General features: G+C 59.3%; 28 protein-coding genes. All 28 read left to right on the top strand.

All coding sequences use genetic code 11. From position 1 onward, the window contains the following. Positions 1 to 378, top strand: a 378-nt coding sequence (locus QWE_RS23530; RefSeq protein WP_006728689.1) for an EF-Tu C-terminal domain-related protein, incomplete at its 5' end; no start/stop codon positions are given. Between the two features lie 377 nt (positions 379 to 755). Next, entirely contained in the window at positions 756 to 1,064 is a 309-nt protein-coding gene (rpsJ, locus tag QWE_RS23525; RefSeq protein WP_006728688.1) for a 30S ribosomal protein S10, read from the top strand. Between the two features lie 173 nt (positions 1,065 to 1,237). Continuing rightward, a complete protein-coding gene (rplC, locus tag QWE_RS23520; RefSeq protein WP_006728687.1) occupies positions 1,238 to 1,876 on the top strand; it encodes a 50S ribosomal protein L3 in 639 nt (212 codons plus the stop codon). A 13-nt stretch (positions 1,877 to 1,889) separates the two neighbouring features. Next, on the top strand, positions 1,890 to 2,510 hold the full coding sequence (gene rplD / locus QWE_RS23515; RefSeq protein WP_006728686.1) for a 50S ribosomal protein L4: 621 nt from the start codon (positions 1,890 to 1,892) through the stop codon (positions 2,508 to 2,510). Next, complete coding sequence (locus QWE_RS23510) at positions 2,507 to 2,800, top strand: 50S ribosomal protein L23 (RefSeq protein ID WP_006728685.1); 294 nt, start codon at positions 2,507 to 2,509, stop codon at positions 2,798 to 2,800. Before rplD ends, QWE_RS23510 begins: the two co-directional genes overlap by 4 nt. A 17-nt stretch (positions 2,801 to 2,817) precedes the next feature. After that, a complete protein-coding gene (gene rplB, locus QWE_RS23505) occupies positions 2,818 to 3,654 on the top strand; it encodes a 50S ribosomal protein L2 (protein WP_006728684.1) in 837 nt (278 codons plus the stop codon). A gap of 15 nt (positions 3,655 to 3,669) precedes the next feature. Continuing rightward, positions 3,670 to 3,948, top strand: a complete 279-nt coding sequence (rpsS, locus tag QWE_RS23500; RefSeq protein ID WP_006728683.1) for a 30S ribosomal protein S19 — start codon at positions 3,670 to 3,672, stop codon at positions 3,946 to 3,948. A gap of 2 nt (positions 3,949 to 3,950) precedes the next feature. After that, positions 3,951 to 4,340: a 50S ribosomal protein L22 gene (gene rplV, locus QWE_RS23495; RefSeq protein WP_006728682.1), complete on the top strand. Its 390-nt coding sequence runs from the start codon at positions 3,951 to 3,953 to the stop codon at positions 4,338 to 4,340. After that, the gene (rpsC, locus tag QWE_RS23490) at positions 4,340 to 5,071 is read left to right on the top strand and encodes a 30S ribosomal protein S3 (protein WP_006728681.1); all 732 of its coding nucleotides are present in this window, start codon (positions 4,340 to 4,342) and stop codon (positions 5,069 to 5,071) included. Before rplV ends, rpsC begins: the two co-directional genes overlap by 1 nt. A 39-nt stretch (positions 5,072 to 5,110) precedes the next feature. Continuing rightward, the gene (gene rplP / locus QWE_RS23485; RefSeq protein ID WP_006728680.1) at positions 5,111 to 5,524 is read left to right on the top strand and encodes a 50S ribosomal protein L16; all 414 of its coding nucleotides are present in this window, start codon (positions 5,111 to 5,113) and stop codon (positions 5,522 to 5,524) included. Positions 5,525 to 5,535: 11 nt separating this feature from the next. Further along, entirely contained in the window at positions 5,536 to 5,736 is a 201-nt protein-coding gene (rpmC, locus tag QWE_RS23480; protein WP_006728679.1) for a 50S ribosomal protein L29, read from the top strand. Positions 5,737 to 5,748: 12 nt separating this feature from the next. Then, entirely contained in the window at positions 5,749 to 5,985 is a 237-nt protein-coding gene (gene rpsQ / locus QWE_RS23475) for a 30S ribosomal protein S17 (protein ID WP_006728678.1), read from the top strand. A gap of 229 nt (positions 5,986 to 6,214) precedes the next feature. Next, positions 6,215 to 6,583: a 50S ribosomal protein L14 gene (rplN, locus tag QWE_RS23470; protein ID WP_006728677.1), complete on the top strand. Its 369-nt coding sequence runs from the start codon at positions 6,215 to 6,217 to the stop codon at positions 6,581 to 6,583. A gap of 14 nt (positions 6,584 to 6,597) precedes the next feature. Continuing rightward, positions 6,598 to 6,906, top strand: a complete 309-nt coding sequence (gene rplX / locus QWE_RS23465) for a 50S ribosomal protein L24 (protein WP_006728676.1) — start codon at positions 6,598 to 6,600, stop codon at positions 6,904 to 6,906. Further along, positions 6,899 to 7,456 carry a 50S ribosomal protein L5 gene (gene rplE / locus QWE_RS23460; protein ID WP_006728675.1) on the top strand — a complete coding sequence of 186 codons (558 nt, stop codon included), beginning with the start codon at positions 6,899 to 6,901 and terminating at the stop codon, positions 7,454 to 7,456. Before rplX ends, rplE begins: the two co-directional genes overlap by 8 nt. A gap of 33 nt (positions 7,457 to 7,489) precedes the next feature. Further along, the gene (gene rpsN, locus QWE_RS23455; protein ID WP_006728674.1) at positions 7,490 to 7,795 is read left to right on the top strand and encodes a 30S ribosomal protein S14; all 306 of its coding nucleotides are present in this window, start codon (positions 7,490 to 7,492) and stop codon (positions 7,793 to 7,795) included. 12 nt (positions 7,796 to 7,807) lie between these two features. Next, on the top strand, positions 7,808 to 8,206 hold the full coding sequence (gene rpsH / locus QWE_RS23450) for a 30S ribosomal protein S8 (RefSeq protein WP_006728673.1): 399 nt from the start codon (positions 7,808 to 7,810) through the stop codon (positions 8,204 to 8,206). 43 nt (positions 8,207 to 8,249) lie between these two features. Next, complete coding sequence (rplF, locus tag QWE_RS23445) at positions 8,250 to 8,783, top strand: 50S ribosomal protein L6 (protein WP_006728672.1); 534 nt, start codon at positions 8,250 to 8,252, stop codon at positions 8,781 to 8,783. Positions 8,784 to 8,795: 12 nt separating this feature from the next. Further along, entirely contained in the window at positions 8,796 to 9,158 is a 363-nt protein-coding gene (rplR, locus tag QWE_RS23440) for a 50S ribosomal protein L18 (protein WP_006728671.1), read from the top strand. 144 nt (positions 9,159 to 9,302) lie between these two features. After that, positions 9,303 to 9,872, top strand: a complete 570-nt coding sequence (gene rpsE, locus QWE_RS23435) for a 30S ribosomal protein S5 (protein ID WP_006728670.1) — start codon at positions 9,303 to 9,305, stop codon at positions 9,870 to 9,872. Positions 9,873 to 9,886: 14 nt separating this feature from the next. Further along, positions 9,887 to 10,096, top strand: a complete 210-nt coding sequence (rpmD, locus tag QWE_RS23430; RefSeq protein WP_006728669.1) for a 50S ribosomal protein L30 — start codon at positions 9,887 to 9,889, stop codon at positions 10,094 to 10,096. A 16-nt stretch (positions 10,097 to 10,112) separates the two neighbouring features. Then, the gene (gene rplO, locus QWE_RS23425) at positions 10,113 to 10,592 is read left to right on the top strand and encodes a 50S ribosomal protein L15 (RefSeq protein ID WP_006728668.1); all 480 of its coding nucleotides are present in this window, start codon (positions 10,113 to 10,115) and stop codon (positions 10,590 to 10,592) included. Between the two features lie 238 nt (positions 10,593 to 10,830). Further along, complete coding sequence (gene secY / locus QWE_RS23420) at positions 10,831 to 12,171, top strand: preprotein translocase subunit SecY (RefSeq protein ID WP_006728667.1); 1,341 nt, start codon at positions 10,831 to 10,833, stop codon at positions 12,169 to 12,171. Beyond that, positions 12,168 to 12,818 carry an adenylate kinase gene (locus tag QWE_RS23415; protein ID WP_006728666.1) on the top strand — a complete coding sequence of 217 codons (651 nt, stop codon included), beginning with the start codon at positions 12,168 to 12,170 and terminating at the stop codon, positions 12,816 to 12,818. The genes secY and QWE_RS23415 overlap by 4 nt, the downstream gene beginning before the upstream one ends. Positions 12,819 to 13,049: 231 nt before the next feature. Beyond that, positions 13,050 to 13,418: a 30S ribosomal protein S13 gene (gene rpsM, locus QWE_RS23410; protein WP_006728664.1), complete on the top strand. Its 369-nt coding sequence runs from the start codon at positions 13,050 to 13,052 to the stop codon at positions 13,416 to 13,418. Between the two features lie 129 nt (positions 13,419 to 13,547). After that, positions 13,548 to 13,937, top strand: coding sequence for a 30S ribosomal protein S11 (gene rpsK, locus QWE_RS23405; protein ID WP_006728663.1), 390 nt, complete (start codon positions 13,548 to 13,550; stop codon positions 13,935 to 13,937). 97 nt (positions 13,938 to 14,034) lie between these two features. After that, positions 14,035 to 15,045 carry a DNA-directed RNA polymerase subunit alpha gene (locus tag QWE_RS23400; RefSeq protein WP_006728661.1) on the top strand — a complete coding sequence of 337 codons (1,011 nt, stop codon included), beginning with the start codon at positions 14,035 to 14,037 and terminating at the stop codon, positions 15,043 to 15,045. Positions 15,046 to 15,160: 115 nt separating this feature from the next. Then, the gene (rplQ, locus tag QWE_RS23395; RefSeq protein ID WP_006728660.1) at positions 15,161 to 15,583 is read left to right on the top strand and encodes a 50S ribosomal protein L17; all 423 of its coding nucleotides are present in this window, start codon (positions 15,161 to 15,163) and stop codon (positions 15,581 to 15,583) included. The last annotated feature ends 46 nt before the right edge of the window (positions 15,584 to 15,629 follow it).

Raw genomic sequence — 15,629 nt, 5'->3', positions numbered from 1 at the left:
CAGGCCGGCGACAACATCGGCGCACTTCTGCGTGGCGTGACCCGCGATGCGGTTGAGCGTGGCCAGATCCTGTGCAAGCCGGGCTCTGTCAAGCCGCACAAGAAGTTCATGGCAGAAGCCTACATCCTGACGAAGGAAGAAGGCGGCCGTCATACGCCGTTCTTCACCAACTATCGTCCGCAGTTCTACTTCCGCACCACGGACGTGACCGGCATCGTGTCGCTTCCGGAAGGCACGGAAATGGTTATGCCTGGTGATAACGTCACGGTTGAAGTCGAGCTGATCGTTCCGATCGCGATGGAAGAAAAGCTGCGCTTCGCAATCCGCGAAGGCGGCCGTACCGTCGGCGCCGGCATCGTCGCTTCGATCATCGAGTAATCGATTGAATTGGCGGCCCTGGGCCATTCGCCCGGGGCCGCTTTTCGTTTCCGTCTGTCGATTGGTGCAAGCCAGTCATGCAGACAGAGCGCATGTCGCCAATTCGTGCCGTCGGCCGGATTGACGAGAGGCCGTTTGCGGTGTATGTCGCCGGCCACGATCAGAATCGCACGGTGATTTGCACCGGCAGTTCTCAGCGCTGCAGATTTCAAGGCCTGGTGACGGGCTGAGTTCGGCAGGGCTCCTCATGAATGAAGAGAGTGACAGGCGCACCCCGCGGTGCGTCTGTGATTTTTGAAAATTAGGGGCCGGCCAGTCATGGTAATACACTGTCTCTGCGTATGCGGGACGCAAGAAAAGAAACAAGGACAAGTCGAATGAACGGCCAGAATATCCGCATCCGCCTCAAGGCGTTTGATCACCGGGTTCTCGATGCCTCTACGCGGGAGATCGTCTCGACCGCAAAGCGCACCGGTGCAAGCGTTCGCGGCCCGGTACCGCTCCCGACCCGCATTGAAAAATTTACCGTCAACCGTTCGCCTCACGTCGACAAGAAGAGCCGCGAACAGTTCGAAATGCGCACGCATAAGCGCCTCCTCGACATCGTAGACCCGACCCCGCAGACCGTGGACGCGCTGATGAAGCTCGACCTGGCTGCCGGCGTGGACGTCGAGATCAAGCTCTAAGAAGAAATTCCGGCGAGAGCCGTAATAACAAGGAAGGTACGTGGCAAGACCTGCCAACGACTTCTCGAAACGGGAAACCCGATGGTTCGGAAGGGCCTGAGTGGAATCCTTAAACAAAGAGGAAAGGCCTGGATCACTTTTTCCCGGCCGCGACTCTCAAGAGGAATGAACCAATGCGTTCAGGTGTGATTGCACAGAAAGTGGGAATGACCCGCGTCTATAACGACGCCGGCGAACATATCCCGGTAACAGTTCTGCGTCTGGATAACGTACAGGTCGTGGCTCAGCGCACGGCCGACAAGAACGGCTATGTCGCGCTTCAGCTCGGTGCCGGTACGTCGAAGGTCAAGAACACGTCGAAGGGCCTTCGTGGTCACTTCGCAGCAGCGAGCGTTGAGCCCAAGGCCAAGCTCGTTGAATTCCGCGTATCCGAAGACAACCTCATCGATGTCGGCGCTCAGCTGACCGCGAGCCATTTTGAAGCCGGCCAGCTGGTCGACGTCACGGGCACGACGATCGGTAAGGGTTTTGCCGGTGCCATGAAGCGTCACAACTTCGGTGGTCTTCGTGCGACCCACGGTGTTTCCGTTTCGCACCGCTCGCATGGTTCGACCGGTTCGAACCAGGATCCGGGCAAGGTCTGGAAGGGCAAGCGCATGGCTGGTCACATGGGCCAGACGCGCGTCACCACCCAGAACCTCGAAGTCGTTTCGACCGATGAAGATCGTGGTCTTATCCTTGTGAAGGGCGCTGTTCCCGGTTCCAAGGGTTCCTGGATCATCGTCCGCGACGCCGTCAAGTCGGCGAAGTAAGGGAGCCAAGAACATGGAATTCAACGTCAAGACCCTCGAGGGCAAGGACGCTGGCAAGGTTTCTCTGTCTGAAGAAATCTTCGGCCTTGAGCCCCGCGAAGACCTGATCGCTCGCATGATCCGCTACCAGCTCGCCAAGAAGCGCGCCGGCACGCACAAGATCAAGGGCCGTTCGGAAGTCTCCCGCACCGGCTCCAAGATGTACAAGCAGAAGGGCACCGGTCGTGCTCGTCACCATTCGGCCCGCGCTCCGCAGTTCCGCGGCGGTGGTAAGGCTCATGGTCCGGTTGTTCGCAGCCACGCCCATGATCTGCCGAAGAAGGTTCGTGCGCTCGCTCTGCGCCACGCTCTCTCTGCCAAGATGAAGTCGGAAGATGTGATCATCGTGGACAACCTGGTTGCGGCTGAAGCCAAGACCAAGCTGCTCGTCGGTAGCTTCGCCTCCCTCGGCCTCACCAACGCTCTCGTCATCGGCGGCGCCGAAATCGACAGCAACTTCAAGCTCGCCGCTTCGAACATCCCGAACATCGATGTTCTGCCGGTTCAGGGCATCAACGTTTATGACATCCTGCGCCGTGGCAAGCTCGTGCTGTCCAAGGCTGCTGTGGAAGCTCTGGAGGAGCGGTTCAAATGACGGATCTTCGCCACTACGACGTGATCGTATCTCCGTCGATCACGGAAAAGTCGACCATGGTGTCTGAGTTCAACCAGGTCGTCTTCAACGTCGCCAAGGGTGCAAGCAAGCCGGAAATCAAGGCTGCTGTCGAAGCCCTCTTCGGCGTCAAGGTCACCGCCGTCAATACGCTCGTCCGCAAGGGCAAGACCAAGCGTTTCCGCGGCTTCGCCGGCAAGCAGAAGGACGTCAAGAAAGCCGTCGTGACGCTCGCCGAAGGTCAGTCCATCGACGTGTCGACGGGCGTCTGAGGTAGGGAACAAGAACAATGGCATTGAAAAGCTACAATCCGACGACCCCCAGCCAGCGTCAGCTGGTCATCGTCGACCGCTCGGGCCTCTGGAAGGGCAAGCCGGTCAAGGCGCTGACGGAAGGTCTTTCGAAGAGCGGTGGCCGTAACAACTACGGTCGCATCACCGCTCGCTTCATCGGTGGTGGTCACAAGCGCACCTATCGTCTGGTTGACTTCAAGCGTCGCAAGTTCGACGTCGAAGGCACCGTCGAGCGTCTGGAATACGACCCGAACCGTTCGGCCTTTATCGCTCTCGTCACCTATACCGACGGCGAGCAGGCCTACATCCTTGCTCCGCAGCGCATTGCTGCCGGCGACAAGGTCATCGCATCGGAAAAGGCTGTCGACGTAAAGCCCGGCAACACCATGCCGCTGCAGTACATCCCGGTCGGTTCGATCGTCCACAACGTCGAGATGAAGCCTGGCAAGGGCGGTCAGATTGCACGTTCGGCTGGCACCTATGTCCAGCTCGTCGGCCGCGATGCCGGCATGGCAATCCTGCGCCTGAACTCGGGTGAGCAGCGTCTGGTCCCGGGCTCCTGCCTGGCCACCATCGGCGCCGTTTCCAACCCGGACCACGGCAACACCAACGACGGCAAGGCTGGTCGTACCCGTTGGCGCGGCAAGACCCCGCACAACCGCGGTGTCGTCATGAACCCGGTCGACCACCCGCACGGTGGTGGTGAAGGCCGCACATCCGGTGGTCGTCACCCGGTTTCCCCGTGGGGCAAGCCGACTAAGGGCAAGCGGACTCGCTCGAACAAGTCGACCGACAAGTTCATCATGCGTTCGCGCCACCTGAAGAAGAAGTAAGAGAGGTAGTCAGAAATGGCTCGTTCAGTATGGAAAGGCCCGTTCGTCGACGGCTATCTTCTCAAGAAGGCTGAGAAGGTTCGTGAGACTGGCCGCAGTGAAGTGATCAAGATGTGGAGCCGTCGCTCCACCATCCTGCCGCAGTTCGTCGGTCTTACCTTCGGCGTTTACAACGGCTCAAAGCATGTGCCCGTCTCTGTCAACGAAGACATGGTCGGCCACAAGTTTGGTGAATTCGCTCCCACCCGGACCTACTACGGTCACGGTGCGGACAAGAAGGCGAAGAGGAAGTAACGATGGGCAAGGCTAAAACCGAACGCCGGCTCAAGGACAACGAAGCGCAGGCAGTCGCCCGCACGATCCGCGTCAGCCCCCAGAAGCTCAACCTGGTTGCCGCGCTCATCCGCGGCAAGAAGGTCGAGCGCGCTCTCGCTGAGCTGGAATTCTCCCGCAAGCGTATCGCCGGAACCGTTCGCAAGACCCTCGAGTCTGCGATCGCCAACGCCGAGAACAACCATGACCTCGACGTCGACCAGCTGGTCGTCGCCGAAGCCTATGTTGGCAAGTCGATCACCATGAAGCGTTTCCACGCTCGTGGCCGCGGCCGCGCATCGCGCATCGAAAAGCCGTTCTCGCACCTCACCATCGTGGTGCGTGAAGTCGAAGCCAAAGGGGAGGCCGCATAATGGGTCAGAAAATCAATCCGATTGGCTTCCGCCTCGGGATCAATCGCACCTGGGATAGCCGTTGGTTCGCCGACAACGCCGAATACGGCAAGCTGCTCCACGAAGACCTGAAGATCCGCAAGTATCTGATGGACGAGCTGAAGCAGGCCGGCATCGCCAAGGTTGTCATCGAGCGTCCGCACAAGAAGTGCCGCGTCACGATCCACTCGGCTCGCCCGGGTCTGATCATCGGCAAGAAGGGTGCAGACATCGAGAAGCTTCGCAAGAAGATCTCGTCGATGACCAACTCGGAAACGCACCTCAACATCGTTGAAGTGCGCAAGCCGGAAATCGACGCAACGCTCGTTGCTCAGTCGATCACCCAGCAGCTCGAGCGTCGTATTGCATTCCGTCGCGCCATGAAGCGCGCCGTTCAGTCGGCCATGCGTCTCGGTGCCGAAGGCATCAAGATCACCTGCGCCGGCCGTCTCGGTGGCGCCGAAATCGCTCGTACCGAATGGTACCGCGAAGGTCGCGTTCCGCTCCACACCCTGCGTGCAGACATCGATTACGGTACGGCTGAAGCCGAAACCGCCTACGGCATCTGCGGCGTGAAGGTCTGGATCTTCAAGGGCGAAATCCTCGAGCACGATCCGATGGCATCGGAACGCCGTGCGATGGAGGGCGATGCCCAGGGTCCCGCAAGCCGTGAACGCGGTGATCGTGGCGACCGTCGCCGCGAGAACGCTTGATTGAACGCTGGCGAAAGATAAGCTCGGAGAAGTAAGAAAATGTTGCAGCCAAAGCGTACAAAGTACCGCAAGCAGTTCAAGGGCCGCATCAAGGGCGTCGCCAAGGGCGGTTTTGATCTGGCATTCGGTGAATTCGGCCTGAAGGCTCTGGAACCGAACCGCGTGAACGCTCGCGAAATTGAAGCAGCCCGTCGTGCGATCACCCGCTACATGAAGCGTGCTGGTCGCGTGTGGATCCGCGTATTCCCTGACGTTCCGGTCACGGCCAAGCCGACCGAAGTTCGTATGGGTAAGGGTAAGGGTTCGGTCGAATACTGGGCATGCAAGGTCAAGCCCGGCCGTATCATGTTCGAGATCGACGGCGTATCGGAAGAGATCGCGCGCGAGGCCCTTCGCCTCGGTTCCGCCAAGCTCTCTGTCACGACGCGCTTCGTACAGCGCATTGCAGAGTGAGGACCAAGTCGATGAAAGCCGTAGACGTACGCGCCATGAGCGCTGACCAGCTGAACGACGAGCTTGCAAAGCTGAAGAAGGAGCAGTTCAACCTGCGCTTCCAGAAGGCCACCGGCCAGCTCGAGAAGTCTTCCCGTATTCAGGAAGTCCGTCGTGACATCGCACGCGTGAAAACCATTGCCCGCCAGAAGGCGGCAGAAGCCAAGGCCTAAGGACCGAGAAATATGCCGAAACGCATTCTGCAGGGCGTAGTTGTCAGCGACAAGAACGACAAGACTGTCGTTGTTCGCGTTGAGCGTCGATTCGCCCACCCGCTGCTTCAGAAGACCGTTCGCCGGTCGAAGAAGTACAAGGCACATGACGAAGCCAACCAGTACAAGACCGGTGACGTCGTTTCCATCCAGGAATGTGCACCGATCTCCAAGGACAAGCGCTGGACGGTGATTGCCGCCCAGGCTTAATTTACGGACTTGCTGCGCAAGGGCTTGCACCTTGCGCAGAAATCTGTATGAAGCAGGCCACTGGCTGAGAACGCTCGGAATCGGGCGTTCTTTTGCTTTGAGCGCACGGAAGGTCCCGTATGGGAAACCACCCTGTATTTTCCTTCCCGCGCACACCAGAAATTTATCATAAGCCGGAATAGGGGGCCTTGGCCCAACCGTTCGGGTTACAACAAGAAGGCGACCTGACATGATTCAGATGCAGACTAACCTCGACGTGGCGGATAATTCCGGCGCACGTCGTGTCATGTGCATCAAGGTGCTGGGCGGCTCCAAGCGCAAGTATGCTTCCATCGGCGACATCATTGTCGTTTCGATCAAGGAAGCGATCCCGCGCGGCCGCGTGAAGAAGGGTGACGTGATGAAGGCGGTTGTGGTTCGCACTGCCAAGGACATCCGTCGCGCCGACGGCAGCGTCATTCGATTCGATAACAACGCAGCCGTTCTTATCGACAACAAGAAAGAGCCTATCGGCACCCGTATCTTCGGACCGGTTCCGCGCGAACTTCGCGCCAAGAACCACATGAAGATCATCTCGCTGGCTCCGGAAGTACTGTAAGGGAGCGACGAGCGATGCAAAAGATTCGTAAGGGCGACAAGGTCGTCGTACTCGCTGGCAAGGACAAGGGCCGTTCGGGCGAAGTCCTCCAGGTCATGCCGAAGGAAGACCGTGCGGTCGTCCGTGGCATCAACGTTGTCAAGCGCCACCAGCGCCAGACGCAGACCGCGGAAGCCGGCATCATCAGCAAGGAAGCTTCGATCCATCTGTCGAACATCGCGATCGTCGACAAGGACGGCAAGCCGACCCGCGTCGGTTTCCAGGTCGTCGACGGCAAGAAGGTTCGTGTGGCCAAGCGTTCGGGAGAAGTGATCGATGGCTGAGTCCAAGTACGAGCCGCGGCTCAAGGTTGAATACGTAAACCGCATCCGCAAGGCTATGCAGGAGCAGTTCTCCTTCGCCAACGAGATGCAGATCCCGAAGCTGGACAAGATCGTCATCAACATGGGCGTGGGTGAGGCAACTGCCGACTCCAAGAAGCCCAGTGTTGCTGCTGCTGACCTTGCTGCGATCGCCGGCCAGAAGCCGGTCATCACCAAGGCCCGCAACTCGATCGCTGGCTTTAAGGTTCGCGAGCACATGCCGATCGGCGCAAAGGTTACCCTGCGCGGCGCCCGCATGTATGAGTTCCTGGACCGCCTGGTCAACATCGCGCTTCCGCGCGTTCGCGACTTCCGCGGCCTGAACCCGAAGTCCTTTGACGGCCGTGGCAACTTCGCCATGGGCATCAAGGAGCACATTGTGTTCCCGGAGATCAACTACGATAAGGTTGATCAGATGTGGGGCATGGACATCATCGTTTGCACGACGGCGACCAACGACGACGAAGCTCGGGCTCTTCTGAAAGAGTTCAACTTCCCGTTCCGTCAGTAACCGTAACGACGAGCGTAGAAGAGGAACTTCAATATGGCGAAGACAAGCGCAGTTGAAAAGAACAAGCGCCGCCGCAAGACCGTCGCCAGCCAGGCTGCAAAGCGTGCAGGGCTGAAGGCGATCATCATGAACCAGTCTCTTTCGATTGAAGAGCGGTTCAAGGCCACCCTGAAGCTGGCAGAACTGCCGCGCGATGGCTCCAAGACCCGTATTCGCAACCGTTGCGAAGTCACCGGTCGTCCGCGTGCATTCTACCGCAAGCTTGGAATGTCGCGTATCGCGCTTCGTGAGCTTGGCAACACCGGCAAGGTGCCGGGCGTTGTAAAGTCGAGCTGGTAAGGAGACGCCAATATGACGATGACTGATCCGTTGGGCGATATGCTCACCCGTATCCGGAATGGTGCCGCTCGCCGCAAGAGCTCCGTCACCACCCCGGCCTCCAAGCTCCGTGCCCGCGTTCTCGACGTTCTGCAGGCCGAAGGCTACATCCGTGGCTACAGCCAGGTCGATTACGACAATGGCAAGTCCGAGATCACGATCGAACTGAAGTACTACGAAGGTTCTTCGGTCATTCGCGAAATCGGTCGCGTATCCAAGCCGGGCCGCCGAGTTTATGTCTCGGTTAAGTCCATCCCGCAGGTCGCGAACGGCCTCGGCATCACCATCCTTTCGACTCCGAAGGGTGTGATGGCCGATCACCAGGCTCGCGAACAGAACGTTGGTGGTGAGGTACTCTGCTCCGTCTTCTAAGACGGGCAGGGGATCTCCATAGCGAACAGACAGGATAAAAACTATGTCTCGTATCGGTAAGAAGCCCGTTCCGGTTCCGGCTGGTGTGACCGCCTCTGTCGAAGGCCAGAAGGTCTCCGTCAAGGGCCCGAAGGGTGAACTTTTCTTCGTCGCAAATGACGAAATCTCCGTGAAGCTCGAAGACAACGCCGTTGTCGTTCAGCCGAACAACGACTCCAAGGATGCTCGTTCGAAGTGGGGCATGTCCCGCACGATGATCGAAAACATCCTGAAGGGTGTTAAGGACGGTTACGAGCGCAAGCTCGAAATCAACGGCGTTGGTTACCGCGCGTCGCTGCAGGGCAAGAACCTGCAGCTGGCACTCGGCTTCAGCCATGATGTCGTCTATGAGCCGCCGGTTGGCATCTCGATTGCTGTTCCGAAGCCGACCGAAATCATCGTGTCCGGCATCAACAAGCAGCAGGTCGGCCAGGTTGCCGCCGAGATCCGCGAATATCGCGGTCCGGAGCCCTACAAGGGCAAGGGCGTCAAGTATGCCGAAGAGCGGATCGTCCGCAAAGAAGGCAAGAAGAAGTAAGGATCGCGCGAAATGGCAAGCAGAAAAGAAGCACTTGTTCGCCGTGCGAACCGCGTACGGCGTCAGATCAAGGCGGTGGCAAATGGCCGTCCGCGTCTGTCGGTACATCGCTCTTCGAAGAACATCTACGCTCAGATCATCGACGACGTCGCTGGCAAGACCCTCGCGGCTGCTTCGACTCTCGATGGTGGCCTGAAGGGCGAGCTCAAGACCGGCGCCGACATTGCAGCAGCAACTGCCGTTGGCAAACTGGTCGCCGAGCGTGCCGTCAAGGCTGGCGTCAAGGAAGTCGTCTTCGATCGTGGCGCCTTCATCTATCATGGCCGCATCAAGGCTCTCGCCGAAGCGGCTCGTGAAGGTGGTCTGACCTTCTAATCAAAGAATTTCCACCCGGACTTGCGTCCGGGTGGATTTCCGGCTTTAAGCCGGTCACACCGGATTCCACCTTGACCCGACAGGGCAGGGTGGAACTTTGCGTAATCTGCCGATTGCACCCGGAAAAGAAAAAGGAAAAGGACAATGGCACAAGAAAAGCGTGGTTCGCGGGATGACCGTCAGAACCGTGAAGAGCGCGATAGCGAGTTCGTCGACAAGCTGGTCGCGATCAACCGCGTCGCCAAGGTCGTCAAGGGCGGCCGTCGTTTCGGCTTCGCAGCCCTCGTCGTCGTCGGCGACCAGAAGGGCCGTGTAGGCTTCGGTCATGGCAAGGCACGTGAAGTGCCGGAAGCCATCCGCAAGGCCACCGAAGCTGCCAAGCGCGATCTGATCTTCGTTCCCCTGCGTGACGGCCGTACGCTGCATCACGACGTCAATGGCCGCCACGGCGCCGGCAAGGTTCTGCTGCGCTCCGCCAAGGCTGGTACCGGCATCATCGCCGGTGGTCCGATGCGCGCCGTTTTCGAAACGCTCGGCATGTCGGACGTCGTCGCCAAGTCGACCGGTTCCTCGAACCCCTACAACATGGTTCGCGCAACGTTCGACGCCCTGAAGGCTCAGGTGCATCCGAAGGATGTGGCAGCTCAGCGTGGCCTCAAGTACGCTACGCTCCAGGCTCGCCGCGCTGCCTCCGGCAACGCAGCTGAAGAATAAGAGGAGTCTGATCCATGGCCAAGGCTACGAAGAAGACTGAAGCAAAGACGATCACGGTCGAGCAGATCGGTTCGCCTATTCGCCGTCCGGCTGTCCAGCGCGCAACGCTGGTTGGTCTGGGCCTCAACAAGATGCACCGGGTCCGCACCCTGGAAGATACGCCTTCCGTTCGTGGCATGATCCGTGCTGTCCAGCATCTCGTTCGCGTCGTCGACGAGAAGTGAGACGGGGGAAGTCATCATGAAACTGAATGAAATTAAAGACAACGAAGGCGCCTCCAAGGAACGTATCCGCGTAGGTCGCGGTATCGGTTCCGGCAAGGGCAAGACCGGTGGTCGCGGCGTAAAGGGTCAGAAGGCTCGTTCCGGCGTTGCCATCAACGGCTTCGAAGGCGGTCAGATGCCCATCTACCGTCGCCTGCCGAAGCGTGGCTTCAACAACATCTTCGCATCGGAATACGTCACCGTTTCGCTCGGCCGTATCCAGACCGCGATCGATGGTGGCAAGCTCGACGCCAAGGCAACGGTTGACGCCGCTTCGCTCAAGGCAGCCGGCGTGATCCGTCGCGCCAAGGACGGCGTTCGCGTTCTGTCCGACGGCGAACTGAAGGCAAAGGTCACGATCGAAGTCGCCGGCGCCTCCAAGGCTGCTGTCGAGAAGATCGAAAAGGCCGGTGGTTCCATCAAGCTGCTCGAAGCAGCCAAGGAAGCCGCTGAATAAGTGACAGACAATCGCCCGGGGTGCTTCACACCGGGCGATTTTGCTCCCATATGTGAGCCTCACGATCCCAGGACGGAATGGACGACGTTTCGTCTTCCGGGTCATCTGGAAAACAAGGGTGTGAGGCATGCGGTTGTTCGCAACTTCTCCCGCGCCCTGTTTTCTGAAAAACAGTTTGAACGAATAGCCTCCGGTTTCGACGGATTACCGTCTCCGGTTTAGGTTTGCGGAGAATTCTATGGCTTCTGCAGCGGAACAACTGGCCTCGAACCTCAACTTCTCGACTTTCGCCAAGGCGGAAGATCTGAAGAAGCGTCTGTGGTTCACCCTGGCCGCATTGCTGGTTTATCGCCTCGGCACGCATATTCCGCTGCCCGGCCTCAACCCGGAGGCTTATGCCGCGGCCTTCCAGGGCCAGTCCGGTGGTATCCTCGGTCTTTTCAACATGTTTGCCGGTGGCGCTGTCGAGCGCATGGCGATCTTCGCGCTGGGCATCATGCCCTACATCTCCGCGTCGATCATCGTGCAGCTGATGACGTCGGTCGTGCCGACCCTCGAGCAGCTCAAGAAAGAGGGCGAGCAGGGCCGCAAGATCATCAACCAGTACACCCGCTACGGCACCGTGCTTCTCGGCACGCTTCAGGCCTACGGCATCGCCGTCGGCCTCGAATCGGGCCAGGGAATCGTCGCCGATCCGGGCTGGTTCTTCCGCATTTCGACCGTTCTGACGCTGCTCGGCGGCACCATGTTCCTGATGTGGCTCGGTGAGCAGATCACTTCGCGCGGCATCGGCAACGGTATCTCGCTGATCATCTTCGCCGGTATCGCCGCGGGCCTTCCGACCGCCGTCGCCCATACGCTGGAGCTCGGCCGCACAGGCGCGCTGTCCACCCTGATGATTCTCACCGTCATCGTCGTGGCGATTGCCGTCATTGCGCTGATCGTCTTCGTCGAGCGTGCCCAGCGCCGGCTTCTGATCCAGTATCCGAAGCGCCAGGTCGGCAATCGCATGTTCCAGGGTGACACCTCGCACCTGCCGCTGAAGCTGAACACCGCAGGCGTCATCCCGGCGATCTTCGCCTCGTCGCTCCTGCTCCTGCCGGCCACAGCCGCTGGCTTTGCAGGCAACAGCCAGCTCCCGGGCTGGGCGACCACGGTCATCGCAGCCCTGCAGCACGGCCATCCTGTCTATATGTTGCTCTACGGCGCGCTGATTGCCTTCTTCGCCTTCTTCTACACGGCCATCGTCTTCAATCCGAAGGATACGGCCGACAACCTGAAGAAGCACGGCGGCTTCATCCCCGGCATCCGCCCGGGTGAGCGCACTGCCGAGTACATCGACTACGTGCTGACCCGTGTCACGGTCGTCGGCGCTGCTTACCTCGTTTTCGTCTGCGTCCTGCCCGAAATCCTCATCGCACGCACCGGGATCCCATTAGCCCTTGGTGGTACTTCGCTTTTGATTGTTGTCAGCGTGACCCTTGATACTGTAGCACAGGTTCAGGGACATCTGATCGCCCAGCAATATGAGGGCCTGATCAAGAAGTCGAAGTTGCGTGGAGGAAAGAGGGGACGATGAGACTGATTCTGTTAGGACCGCCGGGCGCGGGGAAAGGAACCCAAGCCCAGCGGATCGTGGAGAAGCACGGTATTCCGCAGCTCTCCACCGGTGACATGCTCCGTGCCGCGGTATCCGCGGGCACGGAGGTCGGCAAGCGCGCCAAGGCCGTCATGGATGCTGGCAAGCTCGTCTCCGACGATATCGTCATCGCCATCGTCTCCGAGCGCATCGATGCGCCCGACTGTGCCAATGGCTTCATTCTCGATGGCTTTCCCCGGACGCTCGTTCAGGCGGATGCCACCGAGGCGATGCTCAAGGGCAAGAACCTCGATCTGTCGGCGGTCGTCGAGATCCGTGTCGACGACGAGATCCTCGCAGATCGAATCGCTGGCCGTTACACCTGTGCCAACTGTGGCGCCGGTTATCACGACGACAACCTGAAGCCGAAGGTGGAAGGCGTCTGCGACAAGTGTGGTTCGACCCATTTCAAGCGTCGTCCTGACGACAACCGTGATACGGTCCGCACTCGCTTGCAGGCCTATTACAAGGAAACATCGCCGCTGATCGGCTATTACCACGCCAAGGGTAAGCTGCATTCGGTCGACGGCATGGGTGAGATCGATGCCGTCACTGGCGAGATCGAGGCCATCCTGGCCAAGCTCTGACAGCGGTCAGTCTTAAGAATCTTCGCGGGGCCGGTTGCTTTTAGCCACCGATTCCGCTAAAGACCGCGCCAACTCGCGACATGACTGCGATCGGCGCGTTCTTCCAAAACGCTGGGAGACCGGGTTCGATCGTTTTGGTTTGTCGAGAACCCGAATTGTAATTGCGGCCCCTATGGGTCGTGTAACGAGACACCACTTGCCGGATGGCAACTGGAAGCAAGGAGAATAGGCGTGGCACGTATCGCTGGCGTCAACATCCCGACTGCGAAGCGCGTTGTTATCGCGCTGACCTACATTCACGGGATTGGACCGAAGTTCGCATCGGAAATCATGGAAAAGGTCGGTCTTCCGGCTGAAAAGCGCGTTCACCAGCTGACCGACGCTGAAGTCCTCCAGATCCGCGAAACCATCGACCGCGATTACCAGGTCGAAGGTGACCTGCGTCGCGACACCGCGATGAACATCAAGCGTCTGATGGACCTCGGCTGCTACCGTGGCCTGCGCCATCGTCGTGGTCTGCCGGTTCGCGGTCAGCGCACGCACACCAACGCCCGCACCCGCAAGGGTCCGGCGAAGGCGATCGCTGGTAAGAAGAAGTAATTTTTTCGAGGCAGTTGGCGATAGGCAGTGGGCAGTAGGGATACTACTGGCTACTGCCTAAATCCTATTGCCTCGATTGGTGTAGCCGCTGGCATTACGGCGGTGTTTAGATCAACTGAAAGGAAGACCATGGCCAAGGAAGCCACACGCGTCCGCCGTCGCGAACGCAAGAATATCTCGTCGGGCGTTGCTCACGTCAACTCGACCTTCAACAACACGATGATCACCATCACCGACGCACAGGGCAACGCAATTGCCTGGTCGTCTGCTGGTGCCAAGGGCTTCAAGGGTTCGCGTAAGTCGACCCCGTTCGCTGCTCAGATCGCTGCTGAAGACTGCGCCAAGAAGGCTCAGGAACACGGCATGAAGACGCTGGAAGTTGAAGTTTGCGGTCCGGGCTCCGGTCGTGAATCCGCTCTGCGCGCCCTCCAGGCTGCCGGCTTCATGATCACGTCCATCCGCGACGTGACCCCGATCCCGCACAATGGCTGCCGTCCGCGCAAGAAGCGTCGCGTCTAATCATTCTTCGTTTTGCCGGGCAGGCGGTTCGCCTTCCCGGTGCTTCTCATATTCGGCCGTCACGATTGAATGGTGATGGCGAACGGAAGGTAAAATCATGATTCAGAAGAATTGGCAGGAACTGATCAAGCCGAACAAGGTGGAATTTTCCTCCTCCGGCCGCACCAAGGCGACCCTCGTCGCCGAGCCGCTTGAGCGTGGCTTCGGCCTGACGCTCGGCAACGCTCTGCGTCGCGTTCTCCTGTCGTCGCTTCGTGGTGCAGCTGTCACGGCTGTCCAGATCGACGGCGTTCTGCACGAGTTCTCGTCTATCCCGGGCGTTCGCGAAGATGTCACCGACATCGTCCTGAACATCAAGGAAATCGCCATCAAGATGGACGGCGACGATGCCAAGCGCATGGTTGTCCGCAAGCAGGGTCCGGGCGTTGTAACCGCCGGTGACATCCAGACGGTCGGCGATATCGAGATCCTGAACCCCAACCACGTGATCTGCACCCTCGACGAGGGCGCCGAAATCCGCATGGAGTTCACGGTCAACAACGGCAAGGGCTATGTTCCTGCCGAGCGCAACCGCGCGGAAGATGCACCGATCGGTCTTATCCCGGTCGACAGCCTCTACTCGCCGGTCAAGAAGGTGTCCTACAAGGTGGAAAACACCCGCGAAGGACAGGTTCTCGACTATGACAAGCTGCTGATGACCATCGAAACCGATGGTTCGGTCACCGGTGAAGATGCAGTCGCTTTCGCGGCCCGCATTCTCCAGGACCAGCTCGGCGTCTTCGTCAACTTCGACGAGCCGCAGAAGGAAGCCGAAGAAGAAGCCGTCACCGAGCTTGCCTTCAACCCGGCGCTGCTCAAGAAGGTCGACGAGCTGGAGCTTTCGGTCCGCTCGGCAAACTGCCTGAAGAACGACAACATCGTTTACATCGGCGATCTGATCCAGAAGACCGAGGCAGAGATGCTGCGCACGCCGAACTTCGGCCGCAAGTCGCTGAACGAAATCAAGGAAGTTCTCGCTTCCATGGGCCTGCACCTCGGCATGGAAGTGCCGGCATGGCCGCCCGAGAACATCGAAGATCTCGCCAAGCGCTACGAAGACCAGTACTGAAAAAGATAAAGGCAGGGCCGTCTCTGCCTTTTCCAGTCAAACTGCGGGTGAATGCCCGTATGTGTCAGGAAACGGCAGCCTCTGAGACAGAGCCTGCACTCAAAGGAGAATAGCAATGCGCCACCAGAAAGCCGGCCGCAAGCTGAACCGTACCGCCAGCCACCGTAAGGCGATGTTCGCCAACATGGCTGCTTCGCTCATCACCCATGAGCAGATCGTCACGACGCTCCCGAAGGCGAAGGAAATTCGCCCGATCGTCGAGAAGCTGGTTACCCTCGGCAAGCGCGGCGACCTGCACGCTCGTCGTCAGGCCATCTCGCAGATCAAGGACGTTGATGCCGTCAAGAAGCTCTTCGACGCCATCGCAACGCGTTACGCCACCCGCAACGGCGGCTACCTGCGTATCATGAAGGCCGGTTTCCGCCAGGGCGACAACGCCGCCATGGCTGTCATCGAATTCGTCGAGCGCGACGTTGATGCCAAGGGCGCAGCCGACAAGGCCCGCGTCGCCGCTGAAGCCGAAGCTGAAGCAGCGTAAGTTACTTCCCGCAAGGGAAGTATCAAAAAGCCGGGTGAGTGATCAC

It is taken from the genome of Agrobacterium albertimagni AOL15 (assembly GCF_000300855.1).
GTDB classification, from domain to species: Bacteria; Pseudomonadota; Alphaproteobacteria; order Rhizobiales; family Rhizobiaceae; genus Allorhizobium; species Allorhizobium albertimagni.
Note: the sequence above shows the minus strand (reverse complement) of the source record. Positions and strands in the feature narration are given on the sequence as shown.

Coding starts and splice junctions, on each gene's coding strand:
- rpsQ (WP_006728678.1), top strand. CDS start 5,749: ATGCCGAAACGCATTCTGCAGGGCGTAGTTGTCAGCGACAAGAACGAC.
- rpsC (WP_006728681.1), top strand. CDS start 4,340: ATGGGTCAGAAAATCAATCCGATTGGCTTCCGCCTCGGGATCAATCGC.
- rpsE (WP_006728670.1), top strand. CDS start 9,303: ATGGCACAAGAAAAGCGTGGTTCGCGGGATGACCGTCAGAACCGTGAA.
- QWE_RS23400 (WP_006728661.1), top strand. CDS start 14,035: ATGATTCAGAAGAATTGGCAGGAACTGATCAAGCCGAACAAGGTGGAA.
- rplR (WP_006728671.1), top strand. CDS start 8,796: ATGGCAAGCAGAAAAGAAGCACTTGTTCGCCGTGCGAACCGCGTACGG.
- rpsH (WP_006728673.1), top strand. CDS start 7,808: ATGACGATGACTGATCCGTTGGGCGATATGCTCACCCGTATCCGGAAT.
- rplC (WP_006728687.1), top strand. CDS start 1,238: ATGCGTTCAGGTGTGATTGCACAGAAAGTGGGAATGACCCGCGTCTAT.
- rpsJ (WP_006728688.1), top strand. CDS start 756: ATGAACGGCCAGAATATCCGCATCCGCCTCAAGGCGTTTGATCACCGG.
- secY (WP_006728667.1), top strand. CDS start 10,831: ATGGCTTCTGCAGCGGAACAACTGGCCTCGAACCTCAACTTCTCGACT.
- rplF (WP_006728672.1), top strand. CDS start 8,250: ATGTCTCGTATCGGTAAGAAGCCCGTTCCGGTTCCGGCTGGTGTGACC.
- rplX (WP_006728676.1), top strand. CDS start 6,598: ATGCAAAAGATTCGTAAGGGCGACAAGGTCGTCGTACTCGCTGGCAAG.
- rpsN (WP_006728674.1), top strand. CDS start 7,490: ATGGCGAAGACAAGCGCAGTTGAAAAGAACAAGCGCCGCCGCAAGACC.
- rplP (WP_006728680.1), top strand. CDS start 5,111: ATGTTGCAGCCAAAGCGTACAAAGTACCGCAAGCAGTTCAAGGGCCGC.
- rplV (WP_006728682.1), top strand. CDS start 3,951: ATGGGCAAGGCTAAAACCGAACGCCGGCTCAAGGACAACGAAGCGCAG.
- rpsK (WP_006728663.1), top strand. CDS start 13,548: ATGGCCAAGGAAGCCACACGCGTCCGCCGTCGCGAACGCAAGAATATC.
- rplQ (WP_006728660.1), top strand. CDS start 15,161: ATGCGCCACCAGAAAGCCGGCCGCAAGCTGAACCGTACCGCCAGCCAC.
- rplD (WP_006728686.1), top strand. CDS start 1,890: ATGGAATTCAACGTCAAGACCCTCGAGGGCAAGGACGCTGGCAAGGTT.
- QWE_RS23415 (WP_006728666.1), top strand. CDS start 12,168: ATGAGACTGATTCTGTTAGGACCGCCGGGCGCGGGGAAAGGAACCCAA.
- QWE_RS23510 (WP_006728685.1), top strand. CDS start 2,507: ATGACGGATCTTCGCCACTACGACGTGATCGTATCTCCGTCGATCACG.
- rplE (WP_006728675.1), top strand. CDS start 6,899: ATGGCTGAGTCCAAGTACGAGCCGCGGCTCAAGGTTGAATACGTAAAC.
- rpmC (WP_006728679.1), top strand. CDS start 5,536: ATGAAAGCCGTAGACGTACGCGCCATGAGCGCTGACCAGCTGAACGAC.
- rplN (WP_006728677.1), top strand. CDS start 6,215: ATGATTCAGATGCAGACTAACCTCGACGTGGCGGATAATTCCGGCGCA.
- rpmD (WP_006728669.1), top strand. CDS start 9,887: ATGGCCAAGGCTACGAAGAAGACTGAAGCAAAGACGATCACGGTCGAG.
- rpsS (WP_006728683.1), top strand. CDS start 3,670: ATGGCTCGTTCAGTATGGAAAGGCCCGTTCGTCGACGGCTATCTTCTC.
- rplO (WP_006728668.1), top strand. CDS start 10,113: ATGAAACTGAATGAAATTAAAGACAACGAAGGCGCCTCCAAGGAACGT.
- rplB (WP_006728684.1), top strand. CDS start 2,818: ATGGCATTGAAAAGCTACAATCCGACGACCCCCAGCCAGCGTCAGCTG.